This is a genomic window from Corynebacterium frankenforstense DSM 45800, assembly GCF_001941485.1.
Taxonomy (GTDB): Bacteria; Actinomycetota; Actinomycetes; order Mycobacteriales; family Mycobacteriaceae; genus Corynebacterium; species Corynebacterium frankenforstense.
This window is the reverse complement of record NZ_CP009247.1, coordinates 321,596-343,602: the sequence shown is the minus strand read 5'-3', so window position 1 is coordinate 343,602 and position 22,007 is coordinate 321,596. Positions and strand designations below refer to the sequence as shown.

Annotated in this window: 19 protein-coding genes and 1 pseudogene; 9 read left to right on the top strand and 11 right to left on the bottom strand. The window is 71.3% G+C overall.

Annotated elements, in window-relative coordinates; translation table 11 throughout:
- Window positions 1-10: 10 nt before the first annotated feature.
- Both CFRA_RS01420 and CFRA_RS01415 read left to right on the top strand, forming a co-directional pair.
- On the top strand, window positions 11-514 hold the full coding sequence (locus CFRA_RS01420; RefSeq protein ID WP_075663139.1) for a DUF2505 domain-containing protein: 504 nt from the start codon (window positions 11-13) through the stop codon (window positions 512-514).
- A 152-nt stretch (window positions 515-666) separates the two neighbouring features.
- Window positions 667-1,593: an LmeA family phospholipid-binding protein gene (locus tag CFRA_RS01415; RefSeq protein WP_075663138.1), complete on the top strand. Its 927-nt coding sequence runs from the start codon at window positions 667-669 to the stop codon at window positions 1,591-1,593.
- A gap of 236 nt (window positions 1,594-1,829) precedes the next feature.
- Here the strand turns inward: CFRA_RS01415 and CFRA_RS01410 are convergent, their stop codons facing one another.
- The 8 genes from CFRA_RS01410 to CFRA_RS01375 all read right to left on the bottom strand — a co-directional run bounded on the left by CFRA_RS01410 (window position 1,830) and on the right by CFRA_RS01375 (window position 9,299).
- Window positions 1,830-2,513, bottom strand: a complete 684-nt coding sequence (locus tag CFRA_RS01410) for a beta/alpha barrel domain-containing protein (RefSeq protein ID WP_075663137.1) — start codon at window positions 2,511-2,513, stop codon at window positions 1,830-1,832.
- A complete protein-coding gene (locus tag CFRA_RS01405; protein WP_415684513.1) occupies window positions 2,510-2,800 on the bottom strand; it encodes a DUF2516 family protein in 291 nt (96 codons plus the stop codon). The genes CFRA_RS01410 and CFRA_RS01405 overlap by 4 nt, the downstream gene beginning before the upstream one ends.
- Before the next feature lie 34 nt (window positions 2,801-2,834).
- Window positions 2,835-3,473 (bottom strand): CGLAU_01105 family protein, encoded by a 639-nt coding sequence (locus CFRA_RS01400; protein WP_075663135.1) that lies wholly within the window; start codon window positions 3,471-3,473, stop codon window positions 2,835-2,837.
- Window positions 3,474-3,574: 101 nt separating this feature from the next.
- On the bottom strand, window positions 3,575-4,981 hold the full coding sequence (locus CFRA_RS01395) for a DUF445 domain-containing protein (RefSeq protein WP_083666765.1): 1,407 nt from the start codon (window positions 4,979-4,981) through the stop codon (window positions 3,575-3,577).
- Between the two features lie 333 nt (window positions 4,982-5,314).
- Window positions 5,315-5,674, bottom strand: coding sequence for a hypothetical protein (locus CFRA_RS01390; protein WP_075663134.1), 360 nt, complete (start codon window positions 5,672-5,674; stop codon window positions 5,315-5,317).
- 44 nt (window positions 5,675-5,718) lie between these two features.
- Window positions 5,719-6,468, bottom strand: a complete 750-nt coding sequence (locus CFRA_RS01385) for a succinate dehydrogenase/fumarate reductase iron-sulfur subunit (RefSeq protein ID WP_075663133.1) — start codon at window positions 6,466-6,468, stop codon at window positions 5,719-5,721.
- Window positions 6,468-8,480 carry a fumarate reductase/succinate dehydrogenase flavoprotein subunit gene (locus CFRA_RS01380; RefSeq protein ID WP_075663132.1) on the bottom strand — a complete coding sequence of 671 codons (2,013 nt, stop codon included), beginning with the start codon at window positions 8,478-8,480 and terminating at the stop codon, window positions 6,468-6,470. Before CFRA_RS01380 ends, CFRA_RS01385 begins: the two co-directional genes overlap by 1 nt.
- A gap of 48 nt (window positions 8,481-8,528) precedes the next feature.
- Window positions 8,529-9,299, bottom strand: a complete 771-nt coding sequence (locus CFRA_RS01375) for a succinate dehydrogenase cytochrome b subunit (protein ID WP_075663131.1) — start codon at window positions 9,297-9,299, stop codon at window positions 8,529-8,531.
- A 409-nt stretch (window positions 9,300-9,708) separates the two neighbouring features.
- Between CFRA_RS01375 and ramB the strand changes: the two genes are divergently transcribed.
- Window positions 9,709-11,169 carry an acetate metabolism transcriptional regulator RamB gene (ramB, locus tag CFRA_RS01370; RefSeq protein WP_075663130.1) on the top strand — a complete coding sequence of 487 codons (1,461 nt, stop codon included), beginning with the start codon at window positions 9,709-9,711 and terminating at the stop codon, window positions 11,167-11,169.
- Window positions 11,170-11,345: 176 nt separating this feature from the next.
- On the opposite strand, the gene ybaK is transcribed toward ramB, so the two are convergent.
- The 3 genes from ybaK to lpdA form a co-directional block, all read right to left on the bottom strand.
- On the bottom strand, window positions 11,346-11,864 hold the full coding sequence (ybaK, locus tag CFRA_RS01365; protein ID WP_075663129.1) for a Cys-tRNA(Pro) deacylase: 519 nt from the start codon (window positions 11,862-11,864) through the stop codon (window positions 11,346-11,348).
- Between the two features lie 14 nt (window positions 11,865-11,878).
- Window positions 11,879-13,030 carry a hypothetical protein gene (locus tag CFRA_RS01360; protein WP_075663128.1) on the bottom strand — a complete coding sequence of 384 codons (1,152 nt, stop codon included), beginning with the start codon at window positions 13,028-13,030 and terminating at the stop codon, window positions 11,879-11,881.
- 120 nt (window positions 13,031-13,150) lie between these two features.
- A complete protein-coding gene (lpdA, locus tag CFRA_RS01355) occupies window positions 13,151-14,560 on the bottom strand; it encodes a dihydrolipoyl dehydrogenase (RefSeq protein ID WP_075663127.1) in 1,410 nt (469 codons plus the stop codon).
- A 556-nt stretch (window positions 14,561-15,116) separates the two neighbouring features.
- On the opposite strand from lpdA, the gene CFRA_RS01350 reads away from it, so the two are divergent.
- The 6 genes and pseudogenes from CFRA_RS01350 to CFRA_RS01325 all read left to right on the top strand — a co-directional run.
- Complete coding sequence (locus tag CFRA_RS01350; RefSeq protein ID WP_075663126.1) at window positions 15,117-16,247, top strand: alpha/beta hydrolase; 1,131 nt, start codon at window positions 15,117-15,119, stop codon at window positions 16,245-16,247.
- 203 nt (window positions 16,248-16,450) lie between these two features.
- Entirely contained in the window at window positions 16,451-18,613 is a 2,163-nt protein-coding gene (locus tag CFRA_RS01345; protein WP_075663125.1) for a prolyl oligopeptidase family serine peptidase, read from the top strand.
- A gap of 106 nt (window positions 18,614-18,719) precedes the next feature.
- The gene (locus CFRA_RS01340; protein ID WP_075663124.1) at window positions 18,720-19,979 is read left to right on the top strand and encodes a hypothetical protein; all 1,260 of its coding nucleotides are present in this window, start codon (window positions 18,720-18,722) and stop codon (window positions 19,977-19,979) included.
- 10 nt (window positions 19,980-19,989) lie between these two features.
- The gene (locus CFRA_RS01335; protein ID WP_075663123.1) at window positions 19,990-20,874 is read left to right on the top strand and encodes a glycosyltransferase; all 885 of its coding nucleotides are present in this window, start codon (window positions 19,990-19,992) and stop codon (window positions 20,872-20,874) included.
- 14 nt (window positions 20,875-20,888) lie between these two features.
- The gene (locus tag CFRA_RS01330; RefSeq protein ID WP_075663122.1) at window positions 20,889-21,602 is read left to right on the top strand and encodes a glycosyltransferase family 2 protein; all 714 of its coding nucleotides are present in this window, start codon (window positions 20,889-20,891) and stop codon (window positions 21,600-21,602) included.
- 8 nt (window positions 21,603-21,610) lie between these two features.
- Window positions 21,611-21,934 (top strand): annotated as a pseudogene (locus CFRA_RS01325) (DUF2304 domain-containing protein); the annotation flags it as partial.
- Between the last annotated feature and the right edge of the window lie 73 nt (window positions 21,935-22,007).

Genomic DNA, 22,007 nt, shown 5'->3' with positions numbered 1-22,007 from the left:
TCTGAAGGCCATGGCTACCCGTAGCGAGACAACCGTCACCATCAACCAGCCGGTCGAGAAGGTCCACGCCGCCCTCACCAACGAGGAGTTCTGGAAGTTCGACGTGGCAAACCTCTCCCCCGAGCCGGGCGAGGTCCACGAGTACGCCGCCACCGACGGCGGCGGCGAGGCGACCCTCTTCGAGGTCCTGCCCCTGGAGGTCCTCCCCGAGGCCGTGCGCTCGATGATCTCCCAGGCACTCAAGGTCAAGCGCGTCGTCACCGTCGGCCCGCTCGAGGACGGCAACGTCAACCTCGACTACACCGCCGACGTCAAGGGCACCCCCGTCAGCTACGAGGGCGAGGGCACCGTCTCCGGCGACGGCGAGACCACCACCATCGACTACGACAACGAGGTCAGCGTCAACATCCCGTTCATGGGCGACGCCATCGAGCCGAAGGTCTCCGAGGCCCTCGGCGAGATCCTCGAGAACGAGGCCAAGCTCATCGAGCAGTGGATCGGCGACAACCTCTGATCCGCACCTGAACCGACCAGGCCGAGGCCCGGTCGCCTGCGCCGGGGGCATTTCCCGGGGTGGGTGACCGGGCTTTCGCGTGCAGTTCCCATGTGACTTTCAGGGGCACCACGTGGACCCGCGCGGGTCGGATGGGTCACACTGGTCGGGTGATGAAGACCCTGTGGAAGACCCTGCTCGTTGTGGCGGTGGTGCTCCTGGCGCTGCTGCTCGTCGCCGAGATCGGCCTGCGCTGGTACCTGGGCTCGCAGATGAAGACCCAGTTCCGCGAGGCCACCGAGGCCCAGGGCGTGACCGCCGAGGCGAACCCGGAGGTCTCCTTCGGCGTCAGCCCGCTGGTCCTCGGCGTGCTGCGCGGGGTGATCCCGCAGATGGACATCGACACCCCGGAGTCGCTCAAGATCACCGGCACCGACCAGGGCGCCCCCGAGGTCAGCGGCACCCCGGCGGCCAAGGTGCACGTGACCGACCTGGACCTGACCGACCAGGACAACCCCGTGGCCGGTCACCTGACCGCCTCGACGGACGTGCCCGACGAGTTCATGCTCGCCACCATCCAGCAGGCCTTCGAGCAGGCCGGCTCGGGCTCGACCTCCGGCTCCCAGGCCTCGGACGGGCAGAACCTGGCCGAGGGGATCATGCGCCAGCTGATCAAGGTCACCGACGTCACCTCGGACCCGGACACGCAGGCGCTCGAGCTCGAGTTCACCGACGGCGCGGCCACGCTGAAGATGCAGCCGAAGGTCGAGGACGGCGGGGTCACCTTCGACGTGCTGGGCACCACGTTCTTCGGCTTCGACCTGCCCGACGAGGTCACCGAGATGATCGAGCAGGCCCTCAAGGGCTCCGTCGACGACGCCGTCGACCCCGCCGCCACCGGCGGGATGCGCGTCGAGGAGTTCCGCGTCGTCGACGGCGGCGCGGTGGTCACCGTCAGCGGCGACGACGTCCCGCTCTCCGAGGCCGGCTCGGCCGCCGAGCTGGGCTCCGGCCAGAGCTCCCGGCGGGAGGCCGCGCACGCGCACGCGGCGGCCGTGCAGTCCCTGCGACCCGCTGTGCGCGTGCCGGCGGCCGCCTAGGTCGGTTGCGGCGCTGCGCGCCTGAATTGCCGACGCCCCCGCCGCGCCCCGGTGGGCGCGCGTGCGCGGCGTCGGCGGCGCGCAGCCGGGGTCACGCGCACGCGGGGGTCGTGCGGAACTTCGGCCCGGTGCACCCGGGCGAGAACGCGGCCTGCGCGCGACGCGGGGGTCGCGCATGACGGGGTCAGCGCGCGGCGGGGCTCAGCGCGCACGCGGGGGCCGTACGCGGACGGCGCTCAGCGCGCGGCGTCGGAAAGCAACGGATACGGGTCGGTGAGGAAGACGCGGCCGGCGCCCGCGTCGAGTGCGCCCGGCACGGCCGTGGCGTCGCCGAGCAGGGCGTCGACGCGGGTCGCGGTCCCGCCCAGGCCGGCGCGGCACTCGAGCACGCGGCGATCCAGGCCCTCGGCGGCGTCCCCGCGGGCGTCGAGCACCACGGCGTCGACGCCGGCGCGTGCGGCGGTGCGCACGAGGGCCTCGAGACCGGCGCCGGTGCCGCGCGCGGGCAGGAGCACGCCGAGCCAGACCTGCTCGGAGACGGCCTCGCGGGCGGTGACCAGGCGCGTGATCACGGCGTTCTCGCCGCCGTGGGCGACCGTCGCGGGGTCGAGCCCCAGGAGCACGCCGACGGCGCCGAACTGCACGGCCAGGCGCGCCTCGGAGGCGGCGACGAGGTCGTGCTGGCGGCCGTCGGGGAAGCCGCAGGCCGCGATGACGGGGGCGCCCGCGTCGTCCTCGCCGGTGTCCGGGGGCAGCCAGCCCGACGGCGCGAGCACCGCGCCCAGGCCCTCCTGGCCCGCACGCGCGGCGGCCTGCCGCACGGTCTGGACGGGCGTCTCCTCCGGGACGGCGCCGGGCGCCGTGAGATCGACGCCCAGCCGTGCCGGGTCGGAGCCGTCGGCGTTCGTTTCGGGGCTCACCAGCCGCCGGACCCGTTGATCAGGGAGCGCAACTGCGGGCGGACGTCCCACCAGTACAGGCCGATGATCACCAGCCCGATCCAGGACAGGAAGATCAGCGGCTGGCCGATGACCACGAAGAACGCGGAGAGCACGAGCAGCCCGACCCAGACCCACTTCTGCTGGCGGTCGGCCGCCGTGAACGCGTCCTCACGCGTCATCGCCGCCTGCGCGGCGCCGATCAGGCCGAAGACGCCCGCGAGCGCGTACAGGCCGAACTTGACCCAGCTCAGGCCCGTCAGCAGGATCCCCACTCCACCTACCGTCAACTGTCAACCTCTCCTAGTTAGCGGGACGGTCGTCGTCCACGACCTCGCCGTCGATGATATCGGGAGTCCCGGTGCCGCCGGCGGCCGCGTCGCCGGACGCACCCGCGCCCGCGCCGTCCGTGCCCTCCGTGCCCTCCGTGCCGCGGCCGAGGATCTCGTCGAGGCGGCGGCGCAGCTCGGTCAGGCGCTCGCTCACCCCGCCGTCGGAGGCGTCGTCGAGGCCGGCGCGCAGGCGCTCGAGCGCACCGTCGACGGCATCCCGCAGCGCGGAGGCGGCGTCCGCGACCGCCGCGCGGGCCTCGGCCGGGCGGCCGGACTCGGTGGTGCGGTCCCCGGCCTCGCGCAGGCGCGCGCTCAGCTCGGAGACGTAGCTCTCCGCCTCGTCGGCCAGGCGCGAGCCGGCGGCCTTGGCGTCGTCGATGCCGTGGATCTCACCGAGGGCGTCGCTGACCTGGCGCGAGACGTCCTTCAGGCGGTCGATCAGCCCGGTCCCCTCGGGTTCCTCCGCGGCGTGCCGGCCGGGCGGGCCCGCATCGTCACCGCGCAGGTTGCCCGCGAATTCACTGACGACGTCGCGCAGGCTGCGCGCCGCCTCCCCGATCCGTTCGCGGGCGTCGTTGCCGCGGCCCGGGCCGTCGGTGGGGTTGGTCATGGCGGAGTCCTTCCTCGGCCTCCGGCGGCGTCGGGTTCACCGGCGCCCCGGCTGCGTGTCGTTGCGGTGGTGGTGCGGACGGGAGGCGCCCCCGGCGCGGGTCACACGCCGAAGAGCAGCTGCGACCCAGTGTAAATAACAAGCCCGGCCAACGCCCCGACGACGGTTCCGTTCAGCCGGATGAACTGCAGGTCCTTGCCCACCATCAGCTCGATCTTGTCGCTGGCCTCCTTCGCGTCCCAGCCGTGGACGGTCTCGGCAATGATGCCGGTGATCTGGTCGGAGTAGTTCTCCGCCAGGAACGCGGCGGCGCCGACCACGCGCCGGTTGACCGAGTCGCGCAGGGCCGGGTCGGTCTCCAGGCGACCGCCCCACTCGCGGGCGAGGCCGGCGATGCGGCGGCGCAGCGCGGAGTCGGGGTCGGCGGCAGCCTCGGAGAGCAGCTCGGAGCCGCGGTCCCAGATGGCCGCGGCGGCCTCGCGCACGGGACGCGAGGTCATCACGCCGGTCTTCCAGCGCTCGACCCTCGCGATCATGGCGGGGTCGTGCTGCAGGTCCCGGGTGAACTCCACCAGGCGGCGGCGCAGCGCCTGCCGGGCGGGGTGGGCGGGGTCGGCGGCGACGTCGGCGGTGAACTTGGCCAGCTCGCGGTAGATCTTCTCGCCGACGAGGTTGTTGACGAAGCGCGGCGCCCAGACCGGCTTGCGCTGGTCGACGAGGTCTACGATGAGCTCCTCGGAGCCCTGGACGGCGCGGTCGGCCCAGCCGACGGCCTCATCGATGAGCGGGTCGAGCTTGCCCTCCTCGATCAGCTCGGCGAGCATGCGGCCGATCGGCGGGCCCCACTCGGGCTCGGCGATGCGCTGGATGACGCTGCGGTCGATGACCTCGCGTGCCTCCTCCGGGTCGACGGCCGCCACGGCGTTGCCCAGCAGGCGGCCGGCCTCGGCGGAGACCCGCTCGGCGCTCTCCGGGCGGGCCAGCCACTCACCGAGGCGCCGGGCGATGTCCGCGGCGGCGATCTTCTCGGTGATCAGCTCGGCGTTGAGGAAGTTCTCGCCGACGAAGCCGGAGAGCGCGTCGCCGAGCTGGTCCTTCTTGCGCGGGATCAGCGCCGTGTGCGGGATGGGCAGGCCCATCGGGTGGCGGAAGAGCGCGGTGACGGCGAACCAGTCGGCCAGCCCGCCGACCATGCCGGCCTCGGCGGCCGCGCGGACGTAGCCGACCCACGCCGGGGCCCCGTCCGGCTGCGCCTGCCACCAGGCGCAGCCGATGAAGATCGCGGCGGCGACCACGAGCAGCCCGGTGACGAAGGCCTTGTGCCGGCGCAGCGCGGCACGCCGCTCGGCCTCGACCTCGGGGCTGGGCCCGGGCATCGCGCGGCCGGTGCCGGCCGAACCGGTGCCGGCGGCCGCCACGACCCCGGAGCCGGACGCGGCTGCGCCCTCGGCCCCGGCGGTGCCTTCGGTGCCGGCGGTGTCGGCGGGCAGGAGTTCATGTCGTCCCATGCCGCCATTATCCCCCGCCACGGCGCGTGCACCGCGGGCGGCCTCAGAGCATGTCGACGCCGGCGACGATCAGCTGCACGGCGACGATCGCCGTGATCAGCGCGGCGCAGATGATCCCGATCTTGCGGAGCATCCCGGTCCTCCTCACTGCTGGTCCACGTCGCCCCCACGCTACCGGCACCGTGCGCGGCCCGCCCGCTTCGTCCGCCACGCCCGGTTCCTCCCTACTTCCACAACAGAAAGCGGCGCGGCCGATTCCCCTGAGGGAACCTGCCGCGCCGCCTGGAGGTGCCGGGACGAGCTCGACCCGGACGTTCGCGCCGGAGCGCCGGGCTAGTTCTTGCGCCCGGTCTCCTTCCGGTAGCGGAAGTAGTTGCTGCGTCCGCTGTAGATCAGGAAGGAGCCGACGCCCAGTGCGATGACCGCCAGGACGATACCGATGATGAGGTACGTCGTGGTCGGGAACTCGAAGGAGGCGCTACGCGTCTGCATGGCACCGATCCACAGCAGCATGCCGAGCGGGGCGAGACCCGCCAGGACCATGCCCATGCCGATCCAGGTGCGGGCACGCACGAGCGACGAGTGCGGAGCGGTGAAGCTGACCGGCTCGTAGCCCTCGATGTAGTGCATACGACCCGTGTACGCGGGGTGCGTCTCCGACGCCGTGTCGGCGACGACGCTGTGCTGGGACATCTGTCGACTTCCTTTTCTACTGTCCGCCGTTGTGTTACTTCAGCCTAGTCGTCCTTGCCGCGGAAGGCGGCACGGGCGCGTTCCTTGGTCACGGCCGCCACCGCCGAGAGCGGGATGCCCGCGGGGCAGACGTCGGCGCACTCGCCGTAGAGGGAGCAGTGGCCGAAGTCCTGCTCGAGCTGGTCGACCATGTTGCGGGCGCGGCGGCCGCGCTCCTCCTTGCCCAGCGGGAGCTTGGACAGGTGGGTCAGCTTGGCGCCGGTGAACAGGTGGGCCGCACCGTTCGGGCAGGCCGAGACGCAGGCGCCGCAGCCGATGCAGGCGGCGTGGTCCAGCGACCACTCAGCGAGCTGGTGGTTCTCGTGGAGGGTGTCGGCGTCCGGGGCGGTGCCCGCGTTGATCGAGACGTAGCCGCCCTGCTCCATGACCCGGTCGAGGGCGGAGCGGTCGACGACCATGTCCTTGATGATCGGGAACGCGGCCGAGCGGAACGGCTCGATCTTCAGCGTGTCACCGTCGTTGTAGTTGAACAGGCGCTGCTGGCAGGCCGGCGAGTTCTTGCCGGCGCCGTGCGGGCGACCGTTGACGGTCAGACCGCAGGTACCGCAGATGCCCTCACGGCAGTCCGAGGCGAAGGCGAAGGGCTCCTTGCCCTGCTCGATCAGCTTCCCGTTCACGTGGTCGAGAAGCTCCAGAATCGACATCTGCTCGACCGCGTCGTCGACGTCGAGGGACTCGAAGGCGCCGTCCTGGGTCGGCCCGGCCTGACGCCAGATCTCAAGATGAAGTTTCATTACTTGTAGTTCCTTGTCTGCAGCGGGATCGATTCGAAGTACAGGGGCTCGGCGTGGCGGACGAACTTGCCCTCGCCGGCGTCCTCCCACGCCGAGACGAAGCACCAGTGCTCGTCGTCACGCTCGGCCTCACCCTCGTCCGAGAGGTGGTCGAGGCGGTAGTGGGCGCCGCAGGACTCGTCGCGGTCCAGGGCGTCGACGCACATCAGCTCGGCGAGCGTGAAGTAGTCGTAGAGGCGCAGGGTGCGCTCCAGGACCTGGTTCATCTCGTCGCCGCGGCCCGGCACGCGCACGTTCTTCATGAAGTCGGCGCGCAGCTCGCGGATCTTCGCGATGCCGTCGCGGGTGGTGTGGTCCTCGCGGGCGACGCCGCACGCGTAGTACAGCAGCTTGCCCAGCTTGGTGTGGTAGTAGTCCGGGCCGTGCGGGTCCGGGCCCTCGTTGTTGAGGAAGTAGTCGATGTGCTTGCGGGAGCGGTCGACTGCCTCCTGGATGGCCGGGTCGTCCTCGTCGATGAGCGGCTCGTTGAGGTGGCCGGCCAGGTAGTTCGGCACGGTGAACGGCAGGGTGAACCAGCCGTCGACCGAGGCCGACAGCAGCGAGTTCGCGCCGAGGCGGTTCGCGCCGTGGTAGGTCCACGAGCACTCGCCGGCGGCGAACAGGCCGTCGATCGAGGTCATCTCGTTGAAGTCGGTCCACAGGCCGCCCATGGTGAAGTGGACGGTCGGGGCGATGCGCATCGGGCCGGTCAGCGGGTCGTCGCCGATGGCCTCGTGGTACATCTTGAACAGGTTCGAGTACCGCTCGACCACGGTGTCCTTGCCGAGGCGCTCGATGGCGTCGCGGAAGTCCAGGTAGACCGAGTTGTGGTTCGGGCCGACGCCCAGGTTCTTCTCGAGCTGCTGGGTGATGGCGCGCGAGGCGACGTCACGGGGGACGAGGTTGCCGAAGGCCGGGTAGCGGCGCTCCAGGAAGTAGTCGCGCTCGTCCTCGGGGATGTCGTTGGGGTCGCGGTCGTCACCCTCGGTGACCGGCGACCAGATGCGGCCGTCGTTACGCAGCGACTCGGACATCAGGATCGTCTTCGACTGCCAGTCCGCGTTGATCGGCAGGCCGGTCGGGTGGAACTGGATGAACGCCGGCGAGGCCAGGTAGGCGCCGCGCTCGTAGGCGCGCATCATGCCCGAGGAGTTCGAGTTGATGGCCAGCGTGGTCATGCCGTAGACGTTGCCGTAACCGCCGGTGGCCAGCACCACGGCGTGGCCGCGGAAGGTCTGGAGCTCGCCGTTGATCAGGTTGCGGGTCACGATGCCGCGGGCGCGCTTCACACCGTCGTGCTCGGTGATGATGAAGTCCTGCAGATCGTTGTGCGTGAAGATCTCGACGTTACCCAGGTGGATCTGGCGCTGCAGTGCGGAGGCGGTGGACAGCTGCAGCTGCTGACCCGTCTGGCCACGGGTGTAGTAGGTGCGGGAGACCTGGACGCCGCCGAAGGAGCGGGTGGCCAGGGATCCGCCGTACTCACGGGCGAACGGGGCGCCGATGGCGTTCATGTGGTCGATGACGCGCACCGACTCGTAGGCCAGGCGCCAGCAGTCGGACTCGCGGCAGCGGTAGTCGCCGCCCTTGACGGTGTCCTTGACGTGGCGGTAGGCGGAGTCGTTGTCGACCTTCTTGCCGCGCGCGGCGTTGATGCCGCCCTGGGCCGCGACGGAGTGGGCGCGGCGCGGGGCGTCGTGGTAGGTGAAGGACTTCACCGTGTAACCGAGCTCGCCGAGGGCCGCGGCCGCGGCACCGCCGGAGAGACCGGTGCCGATGACGAGGACGGTGAACTTGCGGCGGTTCAGCGGCGAGACCAGGTTCATGTGGTCCTTCTGGTACTGCCACATGTCCTTGCTCGGCACGCCCTTGGGCTCGTGCGAGTCCAGGACGCTGCCGAGGCTGACGCCCTCGACGCTGCTGTCCGGTGCGGTGAACTCCGGACGTTCCTGGGTTTCAGTGTGAGTGCTCATGGAATTCCTTTTTCCTTAGTCGTCCCTTGATGGTCGCTGTCGCGTTACCTAGCTGACCCAACCGACGGCGACGGAGAGCGGCAGGATGATGTTGCCGATCACGACGATCGCGGGGACGAGGTAGGCGAGGAACAGGATGACCTGACGGGTGCGCTTGCCCGTGATTCCCAGGTCGCTGGCGGCGAGCCAGATGCCGTGGGTCAGGTGCAGGAACAGCATCAGCATCGCGAAGATGTAGAAGATCGCGACCGGCCAGCGCGAGAAGCTCGCGACGACGTTGGCGTAGACCTCACCGTGCTCGAAGACGTCCGAGGCCGCCGGCTGCGCGCCGATGGTCAGGTCCATCAGGTGGAAGATGATGAACAGCAGCAGGACGACACCGGTGACCAGCATCGTGCGGGTGGCGAACGAGTTCATGCCGCCCATCAGGTTGCTGCGGCTGAACTTGCCGCGGGAACGACGGGAACGCCCGTGCAGCGCGAACGCACCGTAGATGTGGATGATCAGGCACGCCAGCAGGACGATGCGCAGGATCCACAGCAGCGAGGTGCGCGGGAACATGGGCTCGCCGACGGTGCGGAAGAACTCGCCGTAGATGTCGAGCGCGGGGCGCACGACACCGTGGGCGTCCTCGTGGGCGGGCAGGTAGAGCTTCAGGTTGCCCACCATGTGCACGACGACGAATGCGCAGAAGATCAGGCCGGTGACGGCCATGCCGAGCTTCAGCGCCCAAGACGGGACGGCCGGCTTGTCGCGCAGCGGCTCGGTCGAGATTTTGCCGTGACGGATTGCTTCACGGTCCGGGTTCTTGACAGTCATGACACCTCCAATGTCCCCTTCAACTCTAGGGGGTCCCAGGGCGCCACACCCACCCGTTAACGGGGGTGCCCGATGCGTCCACCACCTCCCCCCATTTTTCCTAGGGCAGGCTTACCTAGAGGTTTGGTCCCGTAGGTCCTAAAGACCGAAAATAACGGCGCGGACGGCATGAGACGCAGTAGGTTTTTACTAAGAGTGAGATTGGTCACTATTTCAGCGTCTTTCTTTTGCGTCACCCCTAAAGGTGTCAACCTTTAGATTGAAACACCGCCGTTTCCTCCCAGTTGCCTGACACCCGCCCCGGTGCCGCCTCCCGGCGACCCCACAGTCCGCGGAGAGCCGGCGCCCGGGGACCGCCCTCGACCTAGGGCCCACGACGCGGACCCGCCGGCGGCTAAGATGACGGGCCATGGGAAAGGTCTACGTGGGCAGCCGGCTGCGCCAGCTGCGCCGCGAACGCGACCTCAGCCAGGCGGCGCTCGCGGAGGCGCTCGGACTCTCCGCCAGCTACGTCAACCAGATCGAGCACGACGTCCGCCCACTGACCGTCGCCGTCCTGGCGCGCGTGACCGAGACCTTCGGCGTGGACGCCGCCTTCTTCTCCAGCGACGACGACTCCCGCCTCGTCGCCGAGGTCCGCGACGTCGTCCTCGACCAGGAGCTCGGCGCACGCACCCCGGACATGCAGGAGCTCTCCGAGTTCGTCCGCCAGCACCCGGGCCTCGCGCGCACCTTCGTCGAGATGCACCGCCGCTACCGCAACGTCAGCGACAAGCTCTCCCTGGCCACCGACACCCGCCGCCTGCCCGACGACGCGGGCGGAGGGGACGCCCCCGGCGGCAGGCTGGGGCGCCGCAACCTCGGGATCCTGTCGGCCTCCATGCCGCACGAGGAGGTCCGCGACTTCTTCTACACGCGCCGCAACTACATCGACGCCCTCGACCGCGTCGCCGAGGACACCGCCGCGGAGCTGGGCGTGCGCCGCTTCGGGGTCGCCGAGCTCGCCGAGACGCTGGCCCGGCGGCTGCGCGAGCGCCACGGCGTGGGCATCGAGTACGTCGACCCCGCCGGCGGGGTGCTGCACAGCTTCGACCCGGAGACCCTGACGCTGCGTCTGTCCCGGCTGCTCGACCCCGGCCAGGCCGCCTTCCGCATGGCCGCGGAGCTGGCCCACCTCGAACAGTCCCCGCTGATCGAGCCGTTGCTCGACGACGACGCGCTGACCGGCGAGGACTCCCGCGACCTCGCCCGCCGTGGCCTGGGCCTCTACTACGCGGCGGCGCTGACGCTGCCTTACCGGCTCTTCCACGCGGAGGCCGAGCGCACCGGCTACGACGTCGAGCTGCTCTGCCAGACCTTCGGCCTGGGCTACGAGACGGTCGCCTCGCGCCTGTCGACGCTGCAGCGCCCGCGCCTGACGGGCGTGCCGTTCACCTTCATCCGCGTCGACCGGGCGGGCAACGTCTCCAAGCGCCAGTCCGCCACGAGCTTCCACCTCACCCAGGCCGGCGGCACCTGCCCGCTGTGGAACGTCTACGACGCTTTCTCCCAGCCACGCCAGATCTCCCGGCAGTTCGCGCAGATGCCCGACGGGCGCACCTACCTGTGGATCGCGCGCACCGTGCGCCACCACCAGGGCGCCTTCAACACCCCGGGCAAGCTCTTCGTCATCGGGCTCGGCTGCGAGACCCGCCACGCGCACCGCACCGTCTACGCCGACGGCTTCGACTTCGACGACGTCTCGACGGCCGCGCGCATCGGCACCGGCTGCCGCGTGTGTACCCGGGCCGGCTGCCCGCAGCGCGCCTTCCCGCCGATACAGTCCGAGCTGTCGATCGACCCGCACCGCTCCTCGATCGCGCCGTACTGACCGCATTCAATTTCCGACGTCCCGGTGCGCGCCCCCGGCGCGCACTGCTCCGCCTTTCCGCGTCCCCGGCGGAGGCCCGTCCCGGTGCGCCCCCGGCGCGCACCCGCGCCCCGGGTTCGTGGCGCCCGTCGGTGCGTGGCGCAGCCACGGCGACCGACGGGACGTCGGCAATCGGGCTAGTGGTGGTGGCGGGTGAAGTCCGCGATCGCGGCGTAAGCGCCGTGCTCGCCGACGGCGGCGAGCAGGTCGTCGGGGGCGAGCGCCAGGGACCAGCCGCGGCGGCCGGCGCTGACGAAGATCTGCTCCTGCAGGATGGCGGACTCGTCGAGGAAGACGCGGTGCGGGTGCTTCTGGCCCAGCGGGGAGATGCCGCCGGCGACGTAGCCGGTGACCACCTGCGCGCGGTTGCGGTCCATCATCTCGGCGTGCTTGCCGCCGGCGGCGCGCGCAAGATTCTTGAGGTTCAGCGTCGCGGTGGCGGGCACGATCGCGATGAGCGCCTCGTCGTTGTCGAGGACGGTCATCAGCGTCTTGAACACGGCCGCCGGGTCCACGCCGAGGTGCTCCGCGGAGTCGAGCGCGAAGCCGTCGGCGGAGTGGGCGTCGGCGGAGTAGCGCTCGAGGCGGTACCCGATGCCCGCGGCGTCGAGCAGCTCGAGGGCGGGAGTGGCGGCGGCGGTTTTCTTCTTCGACATGGTGTCGTCTGATCTTACCCCCGTGCCGGCTGCGAACCGTCGTCCTCGTCGTAGTAGCCGGAGCGCACGCGCCGGGCGTACTCGCGCTTGGAGTAGGTCGCGCTGCGGATGGTCACGTCCCGGTCGAAGTTGGAGCCCAGCGCGCCGCCCATCGTGCCCAGGCAGGCGGCGAACCAGGCGATGGCCAGGTAGGTCGTCGGGCCCACGGGCGCGGAGATCTGCTCGGCCAGGTAGTCCGGCGGGACGACCACCACGGCGAGGAAGAGCATCATCGCCACCGCCGCCAGGTAGATCGCGCAGGTGGCCAGGCCGACGGTGCCGAGGGTGGACAGGTTGTCCAGGCGGCGCCGCCACGGCGAGACCCGCCCGCCGCGGTGCCACATGCCGTTGTGGAAGACCAGCCAGCCGCAGAGCACGGCCACCGAGACCAGCGCGGTCAGCGCCAGGCGCCACGGAGGGATCGAGTGGGCCATCTGCCAGATCGAGCCGTAGAAGATGCCGAAGCCGCCGGTCGCGGCGACCGCGGCCAGGCAGCCGGTCAGCGCGCGCAGCAGCGTCGCGGGGCGGTTGCAGCGGATCATGCCGGCCAGCAGCCGCAGCCGGGCCAGCGGTCCGCGCAGGACGTGGGTGGCGGCCAGCTCGTCGTCGGAGCCCTCGCCGTCGTCGCCGGTGTCGGTGGTGGTCTCGCTGTCGTCCTCGGCCTCCTCGGCGAAGGCGTGCAGCGCGGCGAGCTGGCGGCGCAGCCGGCGGGAGACGCCGAGGACGCCGAGCGCGGGCAGCGAGACCACGGCCACGGAGCCGTCGGGGCGCGCCTGGCGCACCACGGGGCGGTGCTCGGCCGTCAGCGGCAGGTCGGTGACGTAGATCAGCCGCGACCAGCCCTCCTCGCGGCGCATCCGCTCCCCCGCCCCGGCCAGGTCCAGGTCGCCGTCGGAGTTGAGCGGCACGGTGCCGACCACCGTGCGCACCCGGTCGCGCTCCTCGACGGCGCCGCCGACGCGGGCGGCGGCCAGCCCGTCGTCGGAGACGATGCCCACCGCGATGTCCGTGCCGGCGTCGGCGTTGTCGCCGGTGCCGGAGGCGGTGCCGGTGCCGGTGCCGGTTCCGTTCGCCGCGGGCGGGTCGTCGGGCGGGTCGTTCGGGGGCGTGTCACCGGTGGATCTCATGCCCCCAGGCTAAGAGAGCCGGCCGGGCCCGCGGTTGCGGGCCCGGCCGGCGTCTGTTCCCGGGAGGGACCGGCACGCTCCCGCGGCCGGTCCCCGGAGGTCAGTTCCCTGTGGGGCTGATCAGAGGTTGATCATGTGGCCGAGGGTGCCCTCGGCGGCCTCCTTGACGGCCTCCGACATCGTCGGGTGGATGTGGACGTTGCGTCCGATCTCCTCGGCGGTCAGGTCGAAGCGCTGGGCCAGGGTCAGCTCGGCGAGCATCTCGGAGACGTTCGCGCCGACGAGGTGGGCGCCGACGATCTCGCCGAACTCCTTGTCGACGATGACCTTGGCGAAGCCGGCGGGCTCGCCCATGCCGACGGCCTTGCCGTTCGCGCTGAACGGGAAGGTCGCGGAGACGATCTCCCGGTCGGCCCACTTCTCCTTGGCGGCGTCCTCGGTGTAACCGAAGGAGGCGACCTGCGGGTTGCAGAAGGTCGCGCGCGGCATGAACTGGTAGTCGCCCAGCTCCTGGGTCTCGGCGCCGGCGATGGTCTCGGCGGCGACCACACCCTGGGCCTCGGCGACGTGCGCGAGCTGCAGCTTGGCGGTGACGTCACCGATGGCGTAGACGTGCTCGACGTTGGTGCGCATGCGCTCGTCGACGTCGATGGCGCCGCGCTCGGTGAGCTCGACGCCGGTGTTCTCCAGGCCGAAGCCCTCGACGCGCGGGGCGAAGCCCACGGAGACCAGGACGCGGTCGACGGTCAGGGTGTCCTGCTTGGAGCCGTCCTTGCTCTCGACGTCGACCTCGACGGAGTCGCCGTTGTCGCGCACGGCGGTGGTCTTATAACCGGTCAGCAGCTTCACGCCGAGCTTCTTGTACTCCTTGGCGATCGCCTTGGAGACCTCGGGCTCCTCGTTGGGCAGCACGCGGTCCATGAACTCGACGATGGTCAGCTCCACGCCGTAGTTGGCCAGGACGTAGGCGAACTCCATGCCGATGGCGCCGCCGCCGACGATGACCATCTTCTTCGGGGCCTCGGGGTTGAGGATCTGCTCCTCGTAGGAGACGACGTTCTCGGAGAGCTCGACGCCGGGCAGCGTCTTGACCACCGAGCCGGTCGCGATGATCACGTCGTCGAACGTGAGGGTCTTGCCCTCGTCGTCGCCCTCGGTGATCTCGATGGTGTGGGCGTCCTTGAAGGAACCGGCACCGTGGATCTCGGTGATCTTGTTCTTCTTCATCAGGTAGTGGACACCCTTGACGATGCCCTCACTGACCTTGCGGGAGCGCTGGTGCGCGACGCCGAAGTCGAAGGAGACGTCTCCGGAGATGCCGAAGGTCTTGGCCTCGTGGTTGAAGGTGTGGGCCACCTCGGCGTTCTTCAGCAGCGACTTGGAGGGGATGCAGCCGACGTTGAGGCAGACCCCGCCCCAGTACTGCTTCTCCACCACGGCTACCTTCTTGCCGAGCTGGGCTGCGCGGATGGCGGCGACGTACCCTCCGGGGCCGGCACCGAGGACTACAACATCATAATTCTCACTCACGCGGCCAAGGATACGTACTGCGGCTCACAATTGCCGCACTCTGCGGTCCGGGCGGGGGTGACGTCACGCGTGAGGTGCGTGCCGCACGGGCCGCGGGGCGGCCCCGGGAGGGTGGCCGGTGGGCGTGCCGCGGGTCGGCGGGGTTCGGACGCCCCCACCGGAAGTCCGGCCTAGAACAGGCCGAGGCTGAGCGCGAGCTCCGAGGAGCCGGAGGACATCAGGTGGAGGACGGGGCCGAGGAGCTCGTTAACGGCGACGACGATCTGCTCGATGGGGTTCATGTCGGACCTTTCTCGGAGAATTTCCTGGGGAGTTCTGCAATTGGGTACTGCGGTCAGTTCCGGTGTCCCGCCGGAGAAATTGACTGCTCACCAGACACAATTTCCCCTTGCGTAACATCCGCCGCGATATTACCGTAACCTGGGGCAAAGCGCACCGGCACCTGTGCAGGTTCCCGCATACACGTTAAGATAACCCGAGTACAGTAGGTCACCCTTTCGGGAGGGAGACCGCAGCACCCGTCACCGAACTCGTCTCACGGAGGTATCCCGAGCTCATGAAGGTCTCCCGCCGAATCGTCGCGGCCGTCGCCGCCGCGACCCTGTCGTTCACCACGCTCGGCGTGCACTCCGCCGCGGCCGACCCCGCCGCCGAGGGCGCCCCCGTCGAGGGCGAATCCACCGCCGCGCAGGCGACCATCAGCACCGAGAAGGTCAGCGACGAGTACCTCAAGAGCACCGGCGGCGTCGTGCCGGACTGGCGCGCACGGGTCAAGGCCTACGAGGACAAGTACAGCGACCGCGTCCAGGAGCTGACCGCCCACTCGCCGTCGATGGACCGCGACATCCCGCTGGTCACCGTCAAGGCGAAGTCCGAGGGCCGCCCGACCTTCTACCTGCTCAACGGCGCCGGCGGCGGCGACCAGCAGTCCCACGACTGGGTCCTGAACACCAACGTGATCGACTACTTCGTCCAGGAGGACGTCAACCTGGTCATCCCGATGGCCGGCAAGTTCTCCTACTACATCGACTGGGTCAACGAGCCCGGCGGCAGCCTGAAGGGCCCGCAGAAGTGGGAGACCTTCCTGACCAAGGAGCTGCCCGCCCCGCTGGAGTCCCACTTCGGCGCCAACGAAAAGCGCGCGATCGCCGGCATGTCGATGTCCGCGACCTCCTCGCTGCTGCTGGCCCAGCACAACCCGGGCTTCTACCAGGCCGTCGGCTCCTACTCCGGCTGCGCCGAGACCTCGACCCCGATGGGTAACCTCTTCGCGGACATCACGGTCAACCGTTCCGGCAACACCGCGGCGCAGATGTGGGGCCCGCAGGGCTCGGAGACCAACCGCTACCAGGACGCCCTGATCAACGCCGAGAAGCTGCGCGGCACCGACCTCTACATCTCCAACGGCTCCGGCCTCATCGGCGAGCGCGACACCGCCGGCTGGCTGGAGAGCAAGGGCATGGACCCGAACAAGGCACTGGCCGGCTCGTCCACCCTGCTCGTCGAGGGCGGCGGCATCGAGGGTGCCACCAACCTGTGCACGCACAACCTCGAGGCCAAGCTGAACAGCCTGGACATCCCGGCGACCTACAACTTCAACAACGTCGGCACCCACACCTGGACCTACTGGTTCGACGACCTGCAGCGTTCCTGGACCGAGGTCATCAAGCCCTCGCTGGAGGCCTGATCCTCCCGGAGGCCTGATCCCCCCCCCACCCGCCCGCCGGGTGGGCACCGGCCCCGCCGTCCCCTCCCGGGGAGGCGGGGCCGTCGGCGTCTCCTGGGCCGCCACCGCCGACCGCGTGCCGGCCCCGTCTCCGCCGCCTGACGCCACCGCACCTCACCGCTGCCCGGCGTGACGCGGGCGGGCGCCACCTACACTGGGTCGGCATGACCACGCGCGCAGAGATCGACCCCACCGTCCTGGAGTCCATCGAGGACCCGACCGCCCTCGCCTGGGCGTCCGACTGGTCGGCGCAGACGGAGTCCGCCGCCGCGGCCGCCCCCGGCCACGACGCGCTCGAGGCCCGCATCCGCGCCGCCCTCGACGCCGACGACCGCATCCCCTACGTCAACCGCCGCGGCGAGCGGCTGTTCAACTTCTGGCGCGACGCCCAGCACCCGCGTGGCCTGTGGCGCTGCTGCGACGAGGCCTCCTACCTCGCCGGCTCCCCGGACTGGCGGGTGCTCGTCGACGTCGACGCGCTGGCCGCCGCCGAGGACGAGAGCTGGGTGTGGAAGGGCGCGCAGGTGCTGCGCCCGGACTGCGACCGCGCCCTGGTGCGCCTCTCCCGCGGCGGCGCCGACGCCGTGGTGCTGCGCGAGTTCGACCTGAGCGCCGGCGCCTTCGTCACCGACTCCCCCTTCGAGGTGCCCGCCGCGAAGACCTCCGTGAGCTGGGTCGACCGCGACCGCCTGCTCATCGGCACCGACCTCGGCGAGGACAGTCTCACCGAGTCCGGCTACCCGCTGCAGACACGCCTGTGGCGGCGTGGCACCCCGCTTGCCGACGCCCCGGTGGTCGCCGTCGGCGAGCGGCGCGACGTCGCCGCGGGGGCGTGGGCGGACACGGCGCGCGAGCCGCGCCGGCTGCTGTTCTCCCGGGCCCTGGACTTCTACCGCTCGCGGGAGTGGGTCGCGCCGCTCGACGCACTCGACGCCTTCGAGGCCGAGGGCGCCGAGATCCCCTGGCGGCCGGTCGAGGTGCCCGAGGACTGCGAGACCGTCATCCGCGGGCGCTGGCTGTTCGTCTGGCCGCGCACCGGCTTCGCCGGGGTGCCCGCCGGCGGGCTGGGACGCTGCGCGCTCGAGGACTTCCTGGCCGGCTCCCGCGAGTTCACGCCGGTCTACACGCCCGACGGGCACGCCTCGCTGCAGTCGGTGGTCAGCACCCGGAACCACCTGGTGCTCACCGAGCTGCGCGACGTGGTCACCCGGGTCCTGGTGACCCCGCTCGAGCCCGACAGCACCTCAGGCCCCGCCGCCGGCGACGGCACGGGCGAGGCCGCCCCGCTGACCGAGCTCGAAATCCCCGGGATGGTCACCGCCGCGGTCATCGCGGCCTCGGAGTGGGACGGCGACGAGCTGTGGATCAACACCTCCAGTTTCACCCGGCCGGCCACGCTCTACCGCGTCGCCGACGCCGGGGACCCGCGCCTCGAGGAGGTCCGCCGGGCCCCGGAGCGCTTCGACGCGACCGGCGTCGAGACCCGCCAGCACTGGGCGCGCTCGGCCGACGGCACGGAGATCCCCTACTTCGTCGTCGGCCGCTTCGGCGGGGCCACCGAGAACGGCAGCGCCCACGACGCCGGCGGGGACGCCACCACCGGCGGCCCCGGCTCCGCTCCGCGGCCGGCCCCGACGCTCGTCGGCGGCTACGGCGGCTTCGAGGTCTCGCTGGTGCCCGGCTACTCCGCGGTGCGCGGCATGGCCTGGCTCGAGCGCGGCTTCACCTACGTCCAGCCCAACCTGCGCGGCGGCGGGGAGTTCGGCCCCGAGTGGCACACCCAGGCCACCAAGCTGAACCGGCGCCGCGTCTTCGAGGACCACCGCGCCGTCCTCGAGGACCTCGTCGCCCGCGGCTACACCACGCCCGACAAGCTCGCCGTGCGCGGCGGCTCCAACGGCGGCCTGCTGACCTCCGGGGCGCTCACCCAGTACCCGCAGGACCTGGGCGCCGCGGTGATCCAGGTGCCGCTGACGGACATGCTGCGCTACCACACGCTCTCGGCCGGGGCGTCCTGGATGGCCGAGTACGGCGACCCGGAGGTCCCCGAGGAGCGCGAGGTCATCGCCTCCTACTCCCCGCTGCACAACGTCGCGGCCCACTCGGAGCGGGCCTATCCCCCGGCGCTGGTGACCACCTCGACGCGCGACGACCGCGTCCACCCCGCCCACGCCCGGCTCTTCGCCCGCGCCCTGGCGGAGGCCGGCCAGCCCGTCGACTACTTCGAGAACACCGAGGGCGGCCACGCCGGCGCGGCCGACAACGGGCAGGTCGCCCGTGTGGAGGCGCTCATCTACTGCTGGCTCTACACGGCCCTGGGGCTCTGATCCGGCCCCACCCGGCACCGCGTCCCCCGCGTCACCTCGGCCCCGCCGCGGGCGACCCCCGCGGCGACTCGGCCCGGGCGGGCGCACGGGGTAGGTTCTAGTCCTGATGCGTTCGCTCTCCCTGGCCACAGTCTTCGCCGCAGCCAGCGGCTTCATCGTCATCTGGCTCGCGTCGTTCACCGTCGACGCCGCCTCCTACGCCGAGTTCCAGGCGTACTGGGGCCTCTTCTTCGCGCTCACCGGAGCCATCGACGGCGTGATGCAGGAGACCACCCGCGCCGTGGCCGACTCCCGCGAGACCGGCCGGACCTCGAAGGCCTCGCCCTGGCGCCTCGGCGCCGTCGTCGCCCTGGTCGCCGCCGTCGTCGCCGGCGTCGGCGGGGCCCTCGGCATGGACCGGATCATGGCCGATCCCCCGGCGGCGGCCACCGGGCTGCTCGCCGCCGGCCTGGCCTCCTACACTCTGCAGGCCGTCCTCTCCGGCGTGCTCTCCGGGCTGAAGCTGTGGGGCCGCTACGCCACCCTGGTCGCCCTCGACTCCGGGGTGCGCCTGCTGGCCGTGGTCGCCGCGTGGGCCCTGGGCCTGGGCGGCGGGGCGCTGCTGTGGGTCACCGTCATCGGCACGGTCAGCTGGCTGGTCGTGCTCGGCACCGACCCGCACGCCCGCGAGCGCCTGAGCACCCCCGTCGACGTCGACGCCCGCCGCCTGACCCGACGCGCGCTCTCCGCCATGGTGGCCACCGGCGCGTCCGCCGCGCTGATCACCGGGTTCCCCGTCTTCGTCCAGGCCAGTTTCAAGGACGCCGGGGCCGCCGCGCACGCCGTCGGCTCCGGGGAGGGCGCCTCGGTGACCGTCGCCGGGATCATCCTCGCGGTCACCCTGACCCGCGCGCCGATCCTGGTGCCCCTGCAGCGTTTCCAGTCCGCGCTCATCGTGCGCTTCGTCGCACACCGCGCGACCCTCTACCGGGCGCTCGGCACCCCGCTGGCGGCCACGCTGGCCCTGGGCGTGGTCGGCGCGCTGGCCGCCTGGGCTCTCGGCCCGTGGATCCTCGAGGTGGCCTTCGGCAAGGAGGAGCTCATGGTGCCCGGCGGGGTGCTGGCGATCCTGACCTTCGCCTCGGCCTTCACCGGCTGCCTGGTGATCACCGGCGCGGCCACCCTGGCCGTGGAGCGCCACGGCAGCTACGTCGCCGGCTGGGTGACCGCCTCGGTGGTCGCCTTCGCCGTCCTGTTCACCCCGCTGGCCCTCGTGCCCGCGGTGTGCACCGCGCTGGTCGCCGGCCCGACGGCCGGCGCCGCCGTGCACCTGGTCGCGCTCGGCCGCCGCCCGGCGCACCACCCCGCGACGGGCACCATGACCTAAGATTCTGCCCATGCCCACCCTCGCCGCCCTGATCACCTACTACCGGGGCACCGACGCCGACGACATGGCCGCGGCGCTGGAGTCGCTGGCCGCGCAGACGCGTCCGGCCGAGAGCATCGTCATCGTGCGCGACGGGCCCGTCGAGGCCGCCACGCGCGACGTCGTCAAGCGGTTCCTGGACGCCCACCCCGAGGCCGACCACGTCAAGCTCACGCAGAACCGGGGCGCGGGCCCCGCGCTCGTCGAGGGCATGCGCCACGTGGACGCCGAGTGGGTCGCCCGGCTCGACTCCGACGACGTCGCCACGCCCGGACGCTTCGAGCGCCAGCTCGCCTACCTCGAGGAGCACCCCGGCGTCGACGTGCTCGGCACCGCGCTGCGCGAGTTCGACGACGAGGTCTTCCGGGAGACCGGCTCGCTCGAGCGCGCCGCCCGCGGCGTGCGCACCCTGCCGGAGAACCACCCGCAGATCGTCCGCTACGCCCGCCTGAACTCGCCGGTCAACCACCCCTCGGTGATGATGCGCACCGCCGCCGCGCGCCGCGCGGGCGGCTACCGCGACGTGCACCTGATGGAGGACTACGACCTGTGGGCGCGGATGCTGGCCACCGGCGCGCGCTTCCACAACCTGCCCGAGCCGCTGACGTGGTTCCGCACCTCCCCGGCGCAGACCGGCAGGCGGACCGGTTGGGACATGTTCGCCGCGGAGCGCACCATGCAGCGCAACCTCGTCTCCTACGGGCTGGTCTCCAAGCCGCGCGCCATCCTGAATTGCCTGGTCCGCAGCGCGTATCGTCTGTTGCCGACGGCCCTGCTCGAGCGCGCCTACGCCCTGCTCTTCCACCGCCGCGGCACAACGGACGCCGCATCCGGCGCGGGCGAGGCGGCCGACTAGCCCGGAAGGAGACCATGGAATCCACCAGTGACCCGGCGGCGTTCGCCGACACCTGGCTGATCATCCCCTGCTTCAACGAGGCCACGGTGATCGGCGAGGTCATCGCGAACGCGCGCAAGACCTTCCCGAACATCGTCGCGGTCGACGACGGTTCGGCCGACGGCTCCGCCGAGCAGATCCACGCCGCCGGTGCCCACCTGGTGCGCCACCCGGTCAACCTGGGCCAGGGCGCGGCGATCCAGACCGGTGTCGAGTACGCGCGCGCCCAGCCGGGCTCGCGGTTCTTCGTCACCTTCGACGCCGACGGCCAGCACCAGGTCAAGGACGTCGTCGCGATGGTCGGCCGGCTGCGCCGTGAGGACCTGGACATCATCGTGGGCACCCGCTTCGGCCGGGCCCGCAGCGCCGACGACCAGGTGCCGCTGCTCAAGCGCATCGTGCTCAAGACCGTCGTCGCGCTGTCCGCGCGCACCCGTCGGCTGGGGCTGACGGACGCGCACAACGGGCTGCGCGCCTTCGACCGCAAGGTCGCCGAGGAGCTCAACCTGCGCATGAACGGCATGTCGCACGCCAGTGAGTTCGTCGCTCTGATGGACGAGCGCGACTGGAAGGTCTCCGAGCACCCCGTGGACATCCTCTACACCGAGTACTCGATGTCCAAGGGCCAGTCCCTGTTCAACGGCGTCAACATTCTCGCCGACGAGCTGCTCGCCAGGAGGCTCCCGTGACCGTCGTTATGCAGATCCTGCTGCTGGCCGCCACCCTCGGGCTGGCGTGGTACCTGTTCAGCAACCGCCGCAAGGCTCGGGCGAAGGCCAGCGCGAAGCTGTTCTTCCTCGTCTTCTTCATCGTGTGCATCTGGGCGGTGCTGCGCCCGGACGACCTGACCGTGATCGCCAACGCCGTGGGCGTCTCCCGCGGCACCGACCTGCTGCTCTACGGCCTGGTGGTGGCCTTCATGTTCACCACCGTCAGCGCCTGGGTGCGTTTCCGTGAGCAGGAGCTGCGCTACGCCCGCCTGGCGCGCGCCGTCGCCCTGCGTGGTGCGGTGCCGCCCGAGGCGACGAGCGTGCCCGGCCCGATTGCCGACGTCCCGGCGCGTACCGTGGGCGGGACCGGGCGCGCGTCCGCGT

What these genes read in the sequence shown, in the direction of transcription:
- CFRA_RS01420 (WP_075663139.1), top strand. Translation starts at nt 11, where the DNA reads ATGGCTACCCGTAGCGAGACAACCGTCACCATCAACCAGCCGGTCGAG.
- CFRA_RS01415 (WP_075663138.1), top strand. Translation starts at nt 667, where the DNA reads ATGAAGACCCTGTGGAAGACCCTGCTCGTTGTGGCGGTGGTGCTCCTG.
- CFRA_RS01400 (WP_075663135.1), bottom strand. Translation starts at nt 3,473, where the DNA reads ATGACCAACCCCACCGACGGCCCGGGCCGCGGCAACGACGCCCGCGAA.
- CFRA_RS01395 (WP_083666765.1), bottom strand. Translation starts at nt 4,981, where the DNA reads ATGGGACGACATGAACTCCTGCCCGCCGACACCGCCGGCACCGAAGGC.
- CFRA_RS01390 (WP_075663134.1), bottom strand. Translation starts at nt 5,674, where the DNA reads ATGTCCCAGCACAGCGTCGTCGCCGACACGGCGTCGGAGACGCACCCC.
- CFRA_RS01385 (WP_075663133.1), bottom strand. Translation starts at nt 6,468, where the DNA reads ATGAAACTTCATCTTGAGATCTGGCGTCAGGCCGGGCCGACCCAGGAC.
- CFRA_RS01380 (WP_075663132.1), bottom strand. Translation starts at nt 8,480, where the DNA reads ATGAGCACTCACACTGAAACCCAGGAACGTCCGGAGTTCACCGCACCG.
- CFRA_RS01375 (WP_075663131.1), bottom strand. Translation starts at nt 9,299, where the DNA reads ATGACTGTCAAGAACCCGGACCGTGAAGCAATCCGTCACGGCAAAATC.
- ramB (WP_075663130.1), top strand. Translation starts at nt 9,709, where the DNA reads ATGGGAAAGGTCTACGTGGGCAGCCGGCTGCGCCAGCTGCGCCGCGAA.
- ybaK (WP_075663129.1), bottom strand. Translation starts at nt 11,864, where the DNA reads ATGTCGAAGAAGAAAACCGCCGCCGCCACTCCCGCCCTCGAGCTGCTC.
- CFRA_RS01360 (WP_075663128.1), bottom strand. Translation starts at nt 13,030, where the DNA reads ATGAGATCCACCGGTGACACGCCCCCGAACGACCCGCCCGACGACCCG.
- CFRA_RS01350 (WP_075663126.1), top strand. Translation starts at nt 15,117, where the DNA reads ATGAAGGTCTCCCGCCGAATCGTCGCGGCCGTCGCCGCCGCGACCCTG.
- CFRA_RS01345 (WP_075663125.1), top strand. Translation starts at nt 16,451, where the DNA reads ATGACCACGCGCGCAGAGATCGACCCCACCGTCCTGGAGTCCATCGAG.
- CFRA_RS01340 (WP_075663124.1), top strand. Translation starts at nt 18,720, where the DNA reads ATGCGTTCGCTCTCCCTGGCCACAGTCTTCGCCGCAGCCAGCGGCTTC.
- CFRA_RS01335 (WP_075663123.1), top strand. Translation starts at nt 19,990, where the DNA reads ATGCCCACCCTCGCCGCCCTGATCACCTACTACCGGGGCACCGACGCC.
- CFRA_RS01330 (WP_075663122.1), top strand. Translation starts at nt 20,889, where the DNA reads ATGGAATCCACCAGTGACCCGGCGGCGTTCGCCGACACCTGGCTGATC.